Source organism: Proteus faecis, assembly GCF_030286765.1.
GTDB classification, from domain to species: domain Bacteria; phylum Pseudomonadota; class Gammaproteobacteria; order Enterobacterales; family Enterobacteriaceae; genus Proteus; species Proteus faecis.
The window spans coordinates 70025-86345 of sequence record NZ_JASVWV010000007.1; the positions used below are offsets into that span (position 1 = coordinate 70025).

Genomic DNA, 16321 nt, shown 5'->3' on the forward strand with positions numbered 1-16321 from the left:
TTGAATAGCAGTAAGTATAGAACTCAATCTGCCCGCTCGTTATTTTTTACCTTTAGCCAGTGGTAAATTCTCACCACTCCAGCCTGAAAGACCATCTTTTAAAATAAAGACTTTTTCAAAACCGAGTTTAATTAGGCTTTCTGCCGGTTTTGCACCTTCAATACCTGATGGTGACACAACAATAACTGGCTGTGATTTATATTTCTCCAGCTCAGCAATATTATTATTTTTGATTTCAGAAGGCGTTAAATTGATAGAATCAATGATATGTCCTTTACGGAACTCATCACGGCTACGGATATCAACACACACCGCATTCTCTTTGTTTATCAAAGAAATCGCTTCTGTACGGGAAATATTTTTCGTCTTAGAAAAAAGCCCTTTAAAGGTCAATACAATGACCGCCACCAGCAACGCGACCCAAATAAAGCTTAACAGGGTGTGCCGGTTGAAAAATTGCATTACTTCTTGCAGCATAGGATGCAATCACTCTCGTTGGTTAAAAATAGTATCAAAGAGCCAAAGTATACCTTTGTCATGGCGCAATTACAGCCTATTCCTGCTTTTCTCTTTCTATTTTTGCGGAAAGTTTCTCAACAATCATTTTTTTTATTGACGGATTTATGTACCATTAGTGCCGGTTCCGTGAAAAATGATGAATTGAAAAGGCCTTACCTTTTTACTCTACAGGATCCCTCTTCAGGCAAGCTATTAATAAATCAACATCCCTAATAGTGGCTACTTACGTATAAAATCGCCCATATTACGTAAGATTTATACCTGTCTGAGATACAACAACTATCTGTTATTTATTTAAAAGTATTGAGAACACGAGCATGTCGCAAACAAATCAAGTGCCTAAAATTGGATTCGTTTCATTAGGTTGTCCTAAAAATTTAGTGGACTCTGAGCGTATCCTAACCGAACTGCGTACAGAAGGTTATCAAGTTGTTCCTACCTATAATGATGCTGATTTAGTCATCGTCAATACCTGTGGGTTTATTGACAGCGCAGTACAAGAATCGCTAGAAGCGATTGGTGAAGCACTCGATGAAAACGGTAAAGTTATTGTCACTGGTTGTTTAGGTGCAAAAGAGAACCAAATCCGTGAAGTGCACCCTAAAGTACTCGAGATCACAGGGCCTCATAGTTATGAACAAGTTTTAGCTCATATTCATCACTATGTACCCAAACCTGATCACAACCCTTTTCTCAGCCTTGTTCCTGAACAGGGTGTAAAATTAACGCCTCGTCATTATGCGTATTTAAAAATTTCTGAAGGCTGTAATCACCGTTGTACTTTCTGCATCATCCCATCAATGCGAGGCGATTTAGATAGCCGTCCAATCGGTGAAGTTTTAAGTGAAGCGAAAAGATTGGTTAATGCGGGCGTAAAAGAGTTACTGGTTATCTCTCAAGATACCTCAGCTTATGGTGTTGATACTAAACATCAAACAGGCTTTTGGGATGGAATGCCTGTCAAAACCAGTATGGTTAGTTTATGTGAACAACTGGCAAAATTAGGTATTTGGGTTCGCTTACATTATGTTTATCCATATCCACATGTTGATGATGTCATTCCTTTAATGGCTGAAGGTAAAATTTTGCCTTATTTGGATATTCCATTACAGCATGCTAGCCCTAAGATTTTAAAATTAATGAAGCGCCCAGGTTCCGTTGAACGTACATTAGAGCGCGTAAAACGCTGGCGTGAAATTTGCCCAGAATTAACTTTACGTTCTACCTTTATTGTCGGTTTTCCGGGTGAAACAGAAGAAGATTTCCAAATGTTATTGGATTTCCTCACCGAAGCGCGTTTAGATCGCGTAGGTTGCTTTAAATACAGCCCTGTAGAGGGTGCAAAAGCAAATGAACTGGCAGATCAAGTGCCTGAAGAAGTGAAAGAAGAACGCTATCATCGCTTTATGCAATTACAGCAACAGATTTCGACTGAACGCCTGCAAGAGAAAATTGGCAAAGTGTTGCTTGTTATGATTGATGAAGTTGATGAAGAGGGAGCGATTGGTCGTAGTATGGCTGATGCGCCTGAAATTGATGGTGCGGTTTATCTCAATGAGCAATTTGATGTAGAACCGGGACAAATTGTTCGTGTTCTTATTGAACATGCAGACGAATATGACCTTTGGGGTACTATCGTCGAATAATCTCACTCGTGGACAGCGTGATATTCTATTGCGCTGTCACACAGAATACCTCTTTTTTCCTCTCTCCGATTATTATTGCTTTATAATCTCTTATTAATTGAATAGATTACCTGTTAGGTATTATCTGAAATTTTGGCTTTATTTCGTGTTAGCTGGTCAGTTGTTTTATGGCATGGAATAATCTTACAAACTGTTATGAAAGGTACGTTGGTCAGATGGCAAAGAAAATGGATCTTCAAAAAAAAACACATCCGTCTTATCGTGTATTTTCTTTACCGTTAATCACGTTGCTCATTAGCACCTCTCTGTTTTCTGCATCCCCTGTTTTCGCTAACACATTAACGGATAACCGCAATCAGCTAAAAGATCTGCAAACCACGATTGCAGAAAAAGAAAAACAGGTTCAAGAACAACAAAAACAACGTACCGCCCTTCTTAATCAATTAAAAACACAAGAAACCCAAATTTCTAATGCGGGTCGCTCGGTGCATGAAACCCAAAACCGCTTACAAACATTGGGTAAAGAGATAAAAACCATTACCGCAAATATTGCACGCTTACAAAAACAGTATCAGTCTCAACAAGAATTATTAGCTCGCCAAATGGATGCGGCTTACCGCCAAGGTAAACATCAAGGTATAGAGCTTCTATTTCGTGGTGAAGAAGGCCAGCGTGAAGAGCGTATCTTAGCATATTACAGCTATATTAATGATGCCCGCAAAGAAACAATGGCAGAGCTTGCTCAAACCTCAAAAGAACTTGAGGCAGAAAAAGCCACACAACAAGCAAAACAGAATGAACAAAAACAGGTTCTCACCAAACAACAGCAAGAAAAACAAAAACTTGATAATGCCTTAGCCGCTCGACAAAAAACGCTGACTCAACTTGAATCAACCTTAAAAGCGGATCAGAAAAACTTAGCGACTATGCGAGCTAATGAAGCGCGATTAAGAAATAAAATTGCTCAAGCAGAGCGAGAAGCCAAAGCTCGTGCAGAACGTGAAGCCCGAGAAGCAGCACGCATTGCAGCCAAACAACGAGAAGCTCAACAGCGCGGTTCAACCTATAAACCAACAGCCGAAGAGCAATCATTGATGTCACGTACCGGTGGATTAGGAAAACCCGCTGGGCAAGCAATTTGGCCTATCAGAGGCTCTTTATTACACCGTTTTGGTGAATCAATTTCTGGCTCTGGTGAATTACGTTGGAAAGGTATTGTCATACCAGCTGCACAAGGCACAGAAGTAAAAGCCATTGCTGATGGGCGAGTGTTATTAGCCGATTGGCTTCAAGGCTATGGTTTAGTGGTTGTAGTTGAACACGGTAAAGGTGATATGAGCCTTTACGGTTATAACCAAAGTGCTTTAGTGAATGTTGGTCAACAGGTTAAAGCAGGCCAGCCTATTGCTTTAGTTGGTAACAGTGGTGGGCAAGAGCGTTCAGCACTCTATTTTGAAATCAGACGTCAAGGAAAAGCAGTGAACCCTGTTCCTTGGCTTGGGAGGTAGGTTTGAAATTACTTGGCACATTACAACGCAAGCGTCCGGTTTTACTTAGTTTAATGTTGCTAAGTCTGGTTGTAAGTACGCCTGCATTTGCAGCCAAATTAGCCATTGTGATTGATGACTTTGGTTATCGAAAAAAAGAAGATAACCAAATTTTACAACTTCCTACTGCGGTTTCTATCGCTATTTTGCCTGATTCTCCTCATGGAAAAGAAATCGCGACAAAAGCACATTCACAAGGGCGTGAAATTCTGATCCATATGCCAATGGCTCCCATTAGCAAACAACCTTTAGAGCGCGATACTCTAAAACCGTCCATGGATCAGACTGAAATTAATCGCATTATTCAACATGCGATCAGTAATGTGCCTTACGCTGTCGGTATGAATAACCATATGGGTAGTGCGATGACATCAGATAGGCAAGCAATGGATAGAGTCATTAAAGCGCTTAATCACTCAAACCTCTATTTTTTAGATAGTGTGACCATTGGTAATACACAAGCCGCTATTGCTGCCAAAGCCGCCGGTGTTCCCTCTTTGCGTCGCCATGTTTTTCTCGATAACGTACAAACAGAAGCAGAAACAAGGCAACAACTCGCTCGTGCAATTGCTTTAGCGCGCAAAAATGGCGCAGCAATTGCTATCGGCCATCCTCATCCCTCGACTGTTAGAGCATTACAGCAACAGTTACCTTTATTACCTGCTGATATTCAACTGGTTGCACCAAGTACGCTATTAAAGCCACAGACAGAAAAACCAATACAACCTGAACCACCTAAAGTTGTCCCACCCACAGAACAACCGAAAGAGCCAAAACCTGCATCTTGGTTAAAACCCGCGCAAAAAGCGATTATTTCGATGAAAAAAAGTACGCTGATTAATACGTTATCCAATGGATTTAGTTCATCAGAAAAAAAGAAAATACCGAATACGCCAACTCCGAACGAAATCGGTGAAGTTGAAAAATAACGTATAGAAACACAATAAAAAAGAGCCTTGAAAGGCTCTTTTTTAGCTTAATAATCACATATCACTGCCAATCTAAAATCACTTTACCTGATTGACCTGAACGCATGATATCAAAGCCTTTTTGGAATTCATCAATAGAAAATTGATGTGTAATAATAGGCGAGAGATCAAGGCCAGACTGGATAAGAGCTGCCATTTTATACCATGTTTCAAACATCTCACGGCCATAGATACCTTTAATAAACAGTCCCTTAAAGATAACTTGTCCCCAATCAATTGCCATATCAGAAGGTGGAATACCCAACAGCGCAATACGACCGCCATGATTCATGGTATTAAGCATGGTACGAAATGCAGGAGGTGCCCCCGACATTTCTAGACCGACATCAAAACCTTCAGTCATACCTAACTCTTTCATCACATCAATTAAGTTTTCTTTGCTGACATTGACGGCTCGGGTAACCCCCATTTTTTTCGCAAGTTCAAGACGATATTCATTAACATCAGTGATCACCACATGACGAGCACCAACATGCTTACAAATTGCAGCCGCCATGATCCCAATAGGGCCAGCGCCAGAAACCAGCACATCTTCCCCCACTAAATCAAAAGATAATGCGGTATGTACAGCATTGCCAAATGGATCAAAAATAGCCGCTAATTCATCAGGAATATTGTCTGGGATTTTAAATGCATTAAAGGCAGGGATAACCAAATATTCAGCAAAACAGCCTGGGCGGTTTACACCCACACCAATAGTATTACGACATAAATGCGTACGACCACCGCGACAATTACGACAATGGCCACAAGTGATATGCCCTTCACCCGAGACACGATCACCAATATTAAAGCCTTTAACTTCTTGCCCTATCGCCACAATTTCACCGATATATTCATGACCGACAACCATAGGAACAGGAATTGTTTTTTGTGACCATTCATCCCAGTTATAAATATGAACATCAGTGCCACAAATTGCTGTTTTGCGAATTTTGATCATCACATCGTTATGACCAAGCTCAGGCACTGGAACATCGATCATCCAGATACCTTCTTGTGCTTTTAATTTTGACAATGCTTTCATAGAGTAACCTTATGCAATCACATTAAGTTCTTTGCCAATTTTGATAAATGCCGCCACTGCACGCTCAATTTGTTCAGTAGTGTGTGCTGCTGACATTTGTGTACGAATACGTGCTTGCCCTTGAGGTACAACAGGATAGAAAAATCCTGTGACATAAATCCCTTCATCAAGTAAGCGTGTTGCAAATTCTTGGGCTAATTTAGCCTCTCCTAACATAACTGGAATAATGGCATGATCTGCGCCCGCCAATGTAAAACCCGCCGCACTCATTTTTTCACGGAAAAGTGAAGCGTTACGCCATAAACGAGCACGAATTTCATCACCTGATTTCAGCATATCTAAAACAGCAATAGAGGCCGAAACAATCGCAGGCGCTAACGAGTTAGAGAATAAATAAGGGCGAGAACGTTGACGTAACCATTCAACCACTTCTTTACGGGCAGCAGTATAACCACCTGATGCACCACCTAATGCTTTACCTAACGTGCCCGTGATAATGTCAACTCTACCCATCACATCACAATATTCATGGGTTCCGCGACCTTGCGCTCCCACAAAACCCACGGCATGTGAATCATCGACCATCACTAATGCACCGAATTCATCCGCTAAATCACAGATAGATTTTAGGTCGGCAATCACGCCATCCATTGAAAATACACCGTCAGTGGCGATCATAATGTGGCGAGCATTATCTGCTTTAGCTTTTTCAAGTTGTGTGCGCAGTTCTGCCATATCGTTATTCGCGTAGCGATAGCGTTTTGCTTTACATAAACGCACACCATCGATAATAGAAGCATGATTTAAGGCATCAGAAATAATGGCATCTTCAGGGCCCATTAATGTTTCAAATAATCCACCATTCGCATCAAAGCAAGATGAATACAGAATGGCATCTTCCATTCCTAAAAATTCAGCGATTTTATTTTCTAATGTTTTATGTGAATCTTGTGTACCACAAATAAAACGCACAGAAGCCATACCAAATCCGTGGCTGTCCATACCTGCTTTTGCAGCTTCAATTAATTTTGGATGATTAGCTAAACCTAAATAGTTATTAGCACAAAAGTTAATAACATGGCTTCCGTCAGCAACAGCGATATCTGCATTTTGTGAAGAAGTGATGATGCGCTCATTTTTAAACAGGCCATCTTGACGAGTTTGTTCGAGTTGTTGATTAATTTGTTGATAGAAAGAGTGGCTAGACATACTTTCTCCTGAACAGAGACAAAAAGAGACTATGGTTATAATTGATTTTAATACAATCACGCTGTTTCTTATTTTATGCCTTTGTTCTATTAAAAACGACAAATGTAAATAAATAATGTTATTTGTGTAATTAAGATCACTAATACACACTGTGTTTTTCGAGAATTTCAGCCTGTTATTCCGTGATGAATACTACCGTTAACGCTGTTCAGTGTTATTATAGACCCAGAGCTAATTTTTAGATTTTTATATGAAGGGGTAGCCACATGATTATCGTCACGGGCGGTGCAGGTTTTATCGGCAGCAATATTGTTAAAGCATTAAATGATGAAGGTTATACCGATATATTGGTTGTTGATAACCTTAAAGATGGCACCAAGTTCGTGAATTTGGTTGATTTGAATATCACTGATTACATGGATAAAGAAGATTTTATTGCAAGCGTTGTTGCAGGTGATGATTTTGGTGATATTGATGCCGTTTTCCATGAGGGTGCTTGCTCATCTACCACAGAGTGGGATGGCAAATATATGATGGATAATAACTATCAATATTCTAAAGAACTACTCCACTACTGTTTAGATCGCCAAATTCCTTTCTTATATGCCTCTTCAGCTGCTACTTATGGTGGTCGCACAGATAACTTTATTGAAGAGAGAAAATACGAAGCACCTTTAAATGTCTACGGTTATTCAAAATTCTTATTCGATGAATATGTGCGTCAGATTTTACCTGAAGCAGAATCAATGATTTGTGGCTTCCGTTATTTTAATGTTTATGGCCCTCGTGAAGGACATAAAGGTGGCATGGCAAGTGTTGCATTCCATTTAAATAACCAAGTCAATGCAGGCCAAAATCCAAAACTATTTGAAGGTAGCGAAACCTTCCAACGCGACTTTATTTATGTAGGTGATGTGGCTGCGGTCAATTTATGGTTCTGGCGCAATAATGTATCCGGTATTTTTAACTGTGGTACAGGTCGTGCTGAATCATTCCAAGCTGTTGCAGATGCCGTTATTGCTCATCATAAAGATAAAGATCTTTCTATCGAACATATCGAGTTCCCAGAAAAATTAAAAGGTCGTTATCAAGCTTTTACTCAAGCCGATCTGACAAATTTACGTAAAGCAGGTTATACCGCACCATTTAAAACGGTTGCCGAAGGTGTCGAGCTTTATATGCAATGGTTAAATCAAGGTAAGTAATCGCTGTTTATGAAAATCTTTGTGGTAGGGCCTTCATGGGTCGGGGACATGATGATGTCCCAAAGTCTTTATCGTACATTGAAAGCATTACATCCTGCGGCAACGATTGATGTGATGGCACCAGCGTGGTGCCGTCCATTATTAGAAAAAATGCCGGAAGTTGATAACGCAATTCCAATGCCGTTAGGTCATGGAGCTTTAGCCATTGGTGAACGCCGTCGTTTAGGAAAACAACTAAGAGCGAATGGTTACACTCACGCTTATGTCTTACCTAACTCGTTTAAATCTGCCTTAGTCCCTTTCTTTGCAGATATTCCTAAGCGCACAGGCTGGCGTGGAGAAATGCGCTATGGATTATTAAATGATTTACGCCCTTTAGATAAAGACGCCTTCCCGCTGATGGTTGAGCGTTATGTGGCGCTGGCTTATGACAAGCAGAAAGTCCAAAAAGCGACAGATTTACCTCAGCCTTTGTTATGGCCTAAGTTATCAGTGACTGAAAATGATATCTCTACTACATTGACCCAATTTTCATTATCTACCCAACGCCCTGCGATTGGTTTTTGCCCCGGTGCTGAATTTGGTCCTGCAAAACGTTGGCCTCATTATCATTATGCTACGTTGGCACAGAAACTCATTACAAAACAAGGGTATCAAATCTTCTTATTTGGCTCTCAAAAAGATAACGAAGCCGGTGAAGAGATAAAACAAGCTTTAACGCCAGAAGCCCGTGAAGCCTGTTTTAATCTTGCAGGTGAAACCAGCCTTGAACAAGCGGTGAATTTGATTGCATCTTGTAAAGCTGTCGTCAGTAATGACTCTGGTTTAATGCATGTGGCGGCGGCATTAGAGCGCCCGTTAGTTGCCCTTTATGGCCCAAGTAGCCCTGACTTTACGCCACCCTTATCCCATAAAGCGCGCGTGATCCGTTTGATTACGGGCTATCACAAAGTACGTAAAGGGGATGCAGAACAAGGTTATCACCAAAGCTTAATAGATATTCAGCCAGAGAAGGTTTTTGCTGAATTAGAAAATTTACTGTCAACGGAGCCATCAGTGTGAAGCGGGTATTAATCGTTAAAACCTCTTCTATGGGCGATGTGTTACATACATTGCCTGCATTAACTGATGCAATCAATGCGTATCCTGATATTTGTTTTGATTGGGTAGTCGAAGAAGGTTTTGCACAGATCCCAAGCTGGCATCAAGCCGTTGATACCGTTATTCCAGTGGCAATACGTCGTTGGCGAAAAAACTGGTTTAGTGCACCCATTCGTGCTGAACGTACGCAATTTCGTCGCGCTATTCAAGCCCATCATTATGATGCTGTTATTGATGCGCAAGGTTTACTGAAAAGTGCATTTTTAGTGACTCGATACGCCAAAGGCACTAAACACGGCTATTCTCGTCAATGTGCCCGAGAGCCTTTAGCCAGTTTCTTTTACGATATTCGCCACGATGTTAGTAGAAAAATGCATGCGGTTGAACGTATTCGCCAACTATTTGCCTTAAGCTTAAATTACCCCATTCCACAATCTCAGGGTGATTATGGGATTGCACAGCATTTCCTCTCACTGCCATCCTTTGATAAACGCCCTTATTTAGTCTTTTTACACGCAACAACTCGTGATGAAAAACACTGGCCAGAATCCCATTGGCGAGAAGTAATCGCCCTACTTGCTGATTCAGGGTTGCGCATTAAGTTACCTTGGGGTGCAGAGCATGAGCATCAACGTGCCATTCGCTTAGCTGCAGATTTCGACTATGTTGATGTATTGCCCAAAATGTCGCTAGCACAAGTAGCTCAGGTTATTGCGGGAGCGAAAAGTGTTGTATCTGTCGATACAGGGTTAAGCCACTTAACTGCAGCGCTGGATAAACCCAATATCACCCTCTTTGGCCCTACCGATCCCGGTTTAATCGGCGGTTATGGTAAGGCTCAAATGTCAGTGAAAGCAGAAGGTGGGGATATTGGTGAAATCACAGCAAATGATGTTTTTATAAAACTCAAGAATAATGAACAGTAATATGAAAATTTATATTGTTAATTTAGAAAAAGATGTTGAAAGAAAAGCATCGATTAAAGCACAGCTTGATGCCTTAAATTTAGACTATGAATTTATCTCAGCCGTTTATGGAAAAAAACTTTCTCAAGAGGAAATCTCACGTTTAAGCCCTGATTTTGAAAAAACTCGCCTCACATTACCTGAATTAGGGTGTGCTTTAAGTCATTTAAAAGTCTATAAGAAAATAATCGAAAATAATGATAATATTGCTCTAATATTAGAAGATGATGTAAAAATCAATTCAGATATAAAAAAATATTTAGACTTAATAGAACATTATTATAATTTTAATAAACCAGAAGTAATACTCTTAGGTAAAGTAAACGAATATATTGAGAGTTTTAAAAAACCATTAGATAACAATTATTCATTAGTAAATGTTATCGACTCCGTTGGTGCATATGGGTATTGTATAAATCAAAAAGCCGCAGAAGAGCTTCTTAAATTTTTACAACCTATTTGGATAGTTTCAGATGAATGGAAACTAATTAGAGAGAAGAATATTGCAAAAATAAAAGCGATTGTTCCCCCACTAATTACCTTTACTGAACATGCTGATGCTTCAACTATATCTAATGAACCTAGAGCATTACTAACTCACTTTGATAAAAAAAAGCGCAAAAGAAATATTTATGAATCTATTAGACTTTTATTATGGCGTATATTCATTAGAAGCTGGGTCAAAAAAGTAAGACCATAAGAAAAATAACTCAAATTATTATTTCCTATGGTAATAAGTCTTACAATATATTGTGTATAGCTTTAAATACTTCATCCGTATTTATTTGTTCCATTGGATGTTCATAACTTGGATCATACTCTTTTTTAATAACTTGATGAATATCCATATCTTGATATGGGCCTGAAATTTTTGGATCAGCAGTAACAAATAAACTTACTGTTGGCTTCTTTAAGGCAATTGCAATATGTAAAGGCCCTGTATCCCCAGTAACTAATACAGACATATTCTCAATATGACTAATCAACTCAGGTAATGTTGTTTTTCCTATTAAATCAACAATATTATTATTGTATTCAGGTTTAATTTTATTCAAAAATACAGATGATAAAGATAGCTCTCTAGAAGAACCAATCAACTTTATAATAGTATTAGGATTACTTTCTATTAACTTCTCAGCTAATTGAACAAATTTATCAACACCCCATGTTCTAATTGGGCTAGATGTTCCTAACTGAAATCCAATTATAACTTTATTAGAATCGTCCAAAGGAGTGTATTTACAGGTTAACTCCATCTCTGGTGATGTATCTTTTTCAATAATATCTAATGATTTTAATAAATTTAATTTTCTTTGAATAAAATGTCCTGATTGTGGTTTATATTCTGCAACAATCCATTTTCTAAACCATTCAGGGATCACATCATAAGTATTGCGTAAGATATACTGGCAACCTGCTACAACAGCAAATAACACATCATAAGGAAGATGAGAATGGAGAATAACCGCTAATTCAGGTTTATATTTTTTGGCCTGTAAAGCAATAGGAAGTAGATTTCTAATTTTATTATCCCAATAGACCACACTGTCTATTTGGTCATAGTTTTCAACTAATAACCTATTCTTCTCACTTGAAACCAATGTAATATGTGCATCAGGATAGTGAGCTCGGATCGCTCTTATTGCTGGGGTATTAAACATAAAATCTCCCAGCGCGGTCGTAGAAAAAATAAGAATACTGTTAAATTGAATATCAGATGAAAATGTATCCGTTTTTTTCATCTTGCCAAAAAGTGGATTATAAATATTTAGGAAGTTATGTACCCATTTTAATTTCTTTAACTTCATCTTATTTTGCCTGCACCTTACTTTGATAATACTCAGCTAACGTCATTCCCTGCACTTTATCTGATAAGAAGCTAAATAAGGTTTCTAAGTCGTTATATAACCCTTCAATATCTTTTTCAGTACGAAATGTCGGGCTACCCCCCGGCATAAATTCAGACGAGTGCAACATAAATTCAATATGAGAGTGGCCTTGAGCTAACGATTTTTCTGCTACTTCAATCATTTGCTGCGCATTGCCACCTTTAGGACGTAACCAATTTACAGAAGGTGCTCGCTGTTTGCCTCTTAATTTATCGTAACCCTGCTTAATTTTATTCATTAAAGGCGAATGTTTATATTGAATACTCATCGGCACTTCTAGCAACGTAGAATTACCCGGTTTAGTGATATCCTCTAGATCCATAAAATAAGCATGACTTGGAAAATCAGTATAATTAGTGCCTCCTGATTGTTCAGGATCACCTTTAGTAAATCGCCAATCTACTTTAGGCGTAACAGAACAATCAACTTGATAACCAAATTCAACCAAAAGTTGAGCATAAACCTCATTGAAGGCCCAGCGACCAGCACGATGACTTAACATTTTAGTTTGTAGTTTATCTTCAAGTAAGTCTGTCATTAATGCGATTTTTTCTCGCATTTGCGCTTTGGGGTATTCAATTAGATAAGGCTGATAATGTAAATCGTCATTTGTTAAAGGCACTATTGGTGGGCTATTCCACGCATGTAAGTGCATACCAATTTCACCTGTATTACGGGCAATTACATCTCGAGCAAACTCAATATAAGCTTCATCCATCACCATTTCATAGTTTGTTAGCCAAACGGTTTTAAAATAAAAGCGCTCACAAAGTTGCTGAAAGCGGGGTAAAAAATGCGTATTTTGTGTAGTAATATCACGTTCATTTTCCCAAAGATTATCGCCTTCGGTATCTAATGTGATAATAAATGCAGGTTTAGTCATTAAAGCACCTTCAGCCTTTTTGAAAAATAAATTAAGCAATTTATTGTTTAATGAGTGAGACATACTGATCAATCACTTCATTAATATCAAATTTTTGGTACATCTCTGATGTGATTTTAGGTGGCTTAAAATAAACCAATCGCATTTTTTCCGCTAAGGATGCTACATTTAACTCAGCTTTATAGGACGCAAGCTCACCTTCCATAATCTCACCAATACCACCAGGGCAATTGGTACTGACAATAGGGGTATTACAAATCAAGGATTCGACTAATACATTACCTAAACCTTCGCTGTCAGAGCTCAAAATAACCGCTTTTGCATCTTTAATAACCGCAAATGGATTTGCTAAAAAACCAATTAAACTTACTTTACCTTCTAAATTAAGCTCTGCTATTTTATTTTTAATTTTAGAGGTCACTTCAGAAGAGCCTTGCCCTGCAATAAACAATTTACAAGGTAAATCTGCCAACGCAAATGCCTCTAATAATCTGTCATGCCGTTTAACCTCATGAAAACGACCAATATGTAGTAAATAGTCTTGTCCCTGATAAGAGTTATGCTCTAGTGCCAGCTTTCTAATTTCTTGAATATCAAACGGATTATAAATTGTTTTTAATTGTTGTGGTGATATTCCAACATTTTGAATCAAATCCTGTCCAGCCGCATTGGAAACCGTAATAATACTTTTCCCTTGATATACTTTTTGGATCTTTTTTTGTTTTAGCCAACGAGAAAAACCTGTTTTATTACCTAAATAAGATTGGGAAAAAATACCATGAATGCAATACCAAGTATTTTTATCTGCCAGCTCTTTAGATAAAGCGACTATTCTATCTGTCTTATGCAAATTCGAGACAACCAATGATGGAATACCTTTACGCATAAATAACGATTTTAGCGTATTGTCCATTGATTTTGCTCGACGTTTCAGTTCAGTTTGTCGATGAAATAACCCACGGTAGCTGTCTGCGTCAATCAATAATTCGATATTAGCAGGGATAGAATAATCACACTTTTCTGCTAAAGAGAGTAGCGTAACGGCATAGCCACGCTGACTTAAACCATGACATAGTCTGATAGTGACATTTTCAGCACCACCACCAGGTAATCCATCGATAATAAAAAGGATATGTTCCTTCATAAACTAAGAACCTTTTGGTAAAGCCCAATCAGTTGTTGAGATAAATGCGCTGGCGTATAAGGCAGTATCTTGTTTCGGGCAGCTTTAGACATTCTATTATCAAGATTATCGGCAGAAATTGTTTCTATTGCACTTACCATTGCCGAAATATCTAGTGCGTCAGTGACAAAACCATTAACACCTTGCTCAATAAATTCAGAGCCACCGCAAGTATAACTGGTGATCACAGGTAAACCACATGCCATTGCTTCTAAAACAACATTAGGAAAAGGATCATATAAAGTGGGTAACAATAAACCATCTGCCATTTGATATAAAGGTAAGGTGTCTTTTTGCACACCTAAAAAATGAATTCTATGATGGCTATTTAATCGATGAGCTAATTGCTGATATTTTTTCTGCTCTTTATCTTGCCCAATAACAAGTAAATGTGCATTTGTGCGACTCATAGCCTCTATGGCCGCTTTTAATCCTTTACGTTCAAACCCAGAGCCCACATAAATAAAGCATTTCGCCTCTATGGGAATATGGTATTGCTGGCGCAATTGCTCACGATAAAGTGTTGTTGCTGGAAAAAACCGCTGATTATCTATTGCATTATAAATTACACTAATACGTTCACTTTCAATACCAAAGTCTTCCATCACTTCGCGTTTTACCATCTCTGAATTACATATAACGCGTTTTAGTTCTGGTGAATGATACATCTCTTTTTCAGCTTTCATTACATAACGGTGATAACAACTATTAAGCAATAATTGGCTACGTAATGGGCTTAAAACGCGCGAACGTTGTAATAACCAGCGGTGATGAACACCATCTCCTGCACGATAAATATCACATCCTGCAATACGTTCATGACTTTGCACCAAATCGAATTTTTCTTTTTGCCAACATTGTCTTGCTGCTCGAGCAAAACCTTTTTCACGGCTGATCCGCCCCCATTTTATGGGGTTGATAATATGAATATGCCACTGAGGTTGTACTGCTCCAATCCATGAACGCGTGATCACATTAAGTTCTACTGCTTGATTATCTAATGCTTCTAGTGCTCGAGAAACAAATCGTTCTGCTCCCCCATCAGGTCGGTATTTTTGACGCACTATAGCCAATCGGAATGAATTCATTTTAGTTGTCCTCTTACGGCATTCAGTACATCTTCGACAGGTATTAAACTGAGATAACGTGTTTCTGTGTTGGTATTGACATCATCAGGATCAGGGAGTTCACCATAATTTCCTGCCCATAACACTTCGCCAATATGTTTCCATGGCGACCAATGAAATAATTTTGATGGCCCAAAGAGCGCAATAAGGGGCGTTTTAAGTGCAGCGGCCATATGCATGGGAACAGAATCAACCCCAATAAATAAACGAGCATTATCAATTAACGCAGCAAGTTGAGGTAAAGAGAGTTGTCCAGATAATGAAACCACACTGTTTGAAGTACACCCTTTAATTATAGTTTCAACCATCTCTTGCTCTCTTGGATCGGGGCCTGATGTTAAAACAATTTGATTTCCTTCTTGTTCTAAAGCATCAATTAATTTCGACCATTTACTTTCATCCCAACATTTAAAAAACCATCGAGATGTAGGTTGAATAACAATATAACTACCCAACACTTTATGCGCTTTTAATTTTTCGGTAACGATATGTTTATCTTGATGACTATATGCCATTGATACTTGAGTATCTATTTTAGGTAACTGTAATGGTTGCAAGAGCGCTAAATTTTGCTCAACAATATGTTTGTTATCTACAGAGCCTAGTGGTATCAAGTGGGTAAAACATTTTTTCCAAATAGGGCTTTGACGTTTATAAATATCATATCCAACACGAATTTTAGCCCCTGTAAAACGCGTTATTATTGCACTATTCCATTGATCGGCTAAGTTTATAACAACATCATATTGTTGATTTCTTAAGTCGGTTATTAACTTCCATTCATGACGTAATCTCGCTAGCTTCCCTTCATTTTTCCATGCTTTGTCTAATACAAAGATATGATGAATAGAAGAAAAGTGCTCAATCATGGGCATAGTTTCTTTATTGATTAAGATATCAACCTTAGCATTTGGAAAATTAGCTTTTAATGTATTAATAACAGGGGTAATCAACAAAGTATCACCATGATGTCGTAACTTAATAATAAGAACCCTTTGTATTAACTTCATTTTTTCACTCATAACATTCCA

General features: G+C 38.5%; 16 protein-coding genes. 8 read left to right on the forward strand and 8 right to left on the reverse strand.

Features of this window, described 5'->3' with window-relative positions; all coding sequences use genetic code 11:
- Positions 1 to 39: 39 nt before the first annotated feature.
- Positions 40 to 477, reverse strand: coding sequence for a rhodanese-like domain-containing protein (locus QSH13_RS10815; RefSeq protein WP_109398486.1), 438 nt, complete (start codon positions 475 to 477; stop codon positions 40 to 42).
- Positions 478 to 480: 3 nt separating this feature from the next.
- On the opposite strand from QSH13_RS10815, the gene QSH13_RS10820 reads away from it, so the two are divergent.
- The 4 genes from QSH13_RS10820 to QSH13_RS10835 all read left to right on the forward strand — a co-directional run bounded on the left by QSH13_RS10820 (position 481) and on the right by QSH13_RS10835 (position 4641).
- Positions 481 to 732: a hypothetical protein gene (locus QSH13_RS10820; RefSeq protein ID WP_109398487.1), complete on the forward strand. Its 252-nt coding sequence runs from the start codon at positions 481 to 483 to the stop codon at positions 730 to 732.
- 104 nt (positions 733 to 836) lie between these two features.
- Positions 837 to 2165 (forward strand): 30S ribosomal protein S12 methylthiotransferase RimO, encoded by a 1329-nt coding sequence (gene rimO / locus QSH13_RS10825; RefSeq protein ID WP_196543992.1) that lies wholly within the window; start codon positions 837 to 839, stop codon positions 2163 to 2165.
- 215 nt (positions 2166 to 2380) lie between these two features.
- On the forward strand, positions 2381 to 3673 hold the full coding sequence (envC, locus tag QSH13_RS10830; protein WP_109398489.1) for a murein hydrolase activator EnvC: 1293 nt from the start codon (positions 2381 to 2383) through the stop codon (positions 3671 to 3673).
- A 2-nt stretch (positions 3674 to 3675) separates the two neighbouring features.
- Positions 3676 to 4641, forward strand: a complete 966-nt coding sequence (locus tag QSH13_RS10835) for a divergent polysaccharide deacetylase family protein (RefSeq protein ID WP_286039132.1) — start codon at positions 3676 to 3678, stop codon at positions 4639 to 4641.
- A gap of 61 nt (positions 4642 to 4702) precedes the next feature.
- Here QSH13_RS10835 and tdh read toward each other — a convergent pair whose 3' ends face one another.
- Positions 4703 to 5728: an L-threonine 3-dehydrogenase gene (gene tdh / locus QSH13_RS10840; protein ID WP_196543994.1), complete on the reverse strand. Its 1026-nt coding sequence runs from the start codon at positions 5726 to 5728 to the stop codon at positions 4703 to 4705.
- 9 nt (positions 5729 to 5737) lie between these two features.
- The gene (locus QSH13_RS10845) at positions 5738 to 6937 is read right to left on the reverse strand and encodes a glycine C-acetyltransferase (protein ID WP_161769954.1); all 1200 of its coding nucleotides are present in this window, start codon (positions 6935 to 6937) and stop codon (positions 5738 to 5740) included.
- 266 nt (positions 6938 to 7203) lie between these two features.
- On the opposite strand from QSH13_RS10845, the gene rfaD reads away from it, so the two are divergent.
- The 4 genes from rfaD to QSH13_RS10865 are packed head-to-tail and all read left to right on the forward strand — an operon-like array spanning position 7204 to position 10908.
- The gene (gene rfaD / locus QSH13_RS10850) at positions 7204 to 8142 is read left to right on the forward strand and encodes an ADP-glyceromanno-heptose 6-epimerase (protein WP_109398493.1); all 939 of its coding nucleotides are present in this window, start codon (positions 7204 to 7206) and stop codon (positions 8140 to 8142) included.
- Between the two features lie 9 nt (positions 8143 to 8151).
- Positions 8152 to 9204: an ADP-heptose--LPS heptosyltransferase RfaF gene (gene rfaF / locus QSH13_RS10855; protein WP_286039133.1), complete on the forward strand. Its 1053-nt coding sequence runs from the start codon at positions 8152 to 8154 to the stop codon at positions 9202 to 9204.
- Positions 9201 to 10169: a lipopolysaccharide heptosyltransferase RfaC gene (gene rfaC, locus QSH13_RS10860; RefSeq protein ID WP_286039134.1), complete on the forward strand. Its 969-nt coding sequence runs from the start codon at positions 9201 to 9203 to the stop codon at positions 10167 to 10169. The genes rfaF and rfaC overlap by 4 nt, the downstream gene beginning before the upstream one ends.
- Before the next feature lies 1 nt (position 10170).
- The gene (locus QSH13_RS10865; RefSeq protein ID WP_286039135.1) at positions 10171 to 10908 is read left to right on the forward strand and encodes a glycosyltransferase family 25 protein; all 738 of its coding nucleotides are present in this window, start codon (positions 10171 to 10173) and stop codon (positions 10906 to 10908) included.
- A 40-nt stretch (positions 10909 to 10948) separates the two neighbouring features.
- On the opposite strand, the gene QSH13_RS10870 is transcribed toward QSH13_RS10865, so the two are convergent.
- From QSH13_RS10870 to rfaQ, 5 genes are read right to left on the reverse strand one after another with little or no spacing between them, the layout of a single operon-like run.
- Positions 10949 to 12016 (reverse strand): glycosyltransferase family 9 protein, encoded by a 1068-nt coding sequence (locus tag QSH13_RS10870; protein WP_109406984.1) that lies wholly within the window; start codon positions 12014 to 12016, stop codon positions 10949 to 10951.
- 1 nt (position 12017) lies between these two features.
- Complete coding sequence (locus tag QSH13_RS10875) at positions 12018 to 12980, reverse strand: polysaccharide deacetylase family protein (protein ID WP_286039136.1); 963 nt, start codon at positions 12978 to 12980, stop codon at positions 12018 to 12020.
- Positions 12981 to 13020: 40 nt separating this feature from the next.
- Entirely contained in the window at positions 13021 to 14124 is a 1104-nt protein-coding gene (locus QSH13_RS10880) for a glycosyltransferase (RefSeq protein ID WP_286039137.1), read from the reverse strand.
- On the reverse strand, positions 14121 to 15251 hold the full coding sequence (locus tag QSH13_RS10885) for a glycosyltransferase family 4 protein (RefSeq protein WP_286039138.1): 1131 nt from the start codon (positions 15249 to 15251) through the stop codon (positions 14121 to 14123). Before QSH13_RS10885 ends, QSH13_RS10880 begins: the two co-directional genes overlap by 4 nt.
- Positions 15248 to 16312 (reverse strand): putative lipopolysaccharide heptosyltransferase III, encoded by a 1065-nt coding sequence (gene rfaQ, locus QSH13_RS10890; RefSeq protein ID WP_109406980.1) that lies wholly within the window; start codon positions 16310 to 16312, stop codon positions 15248 to 15250. The genes QSH13_RS10885 and rfaQ overlap by 4 nt, the downstream gene beginning before the upstream one ends.
- Positions 16313 to 16321: the final 9 nt, after the last annotated feature.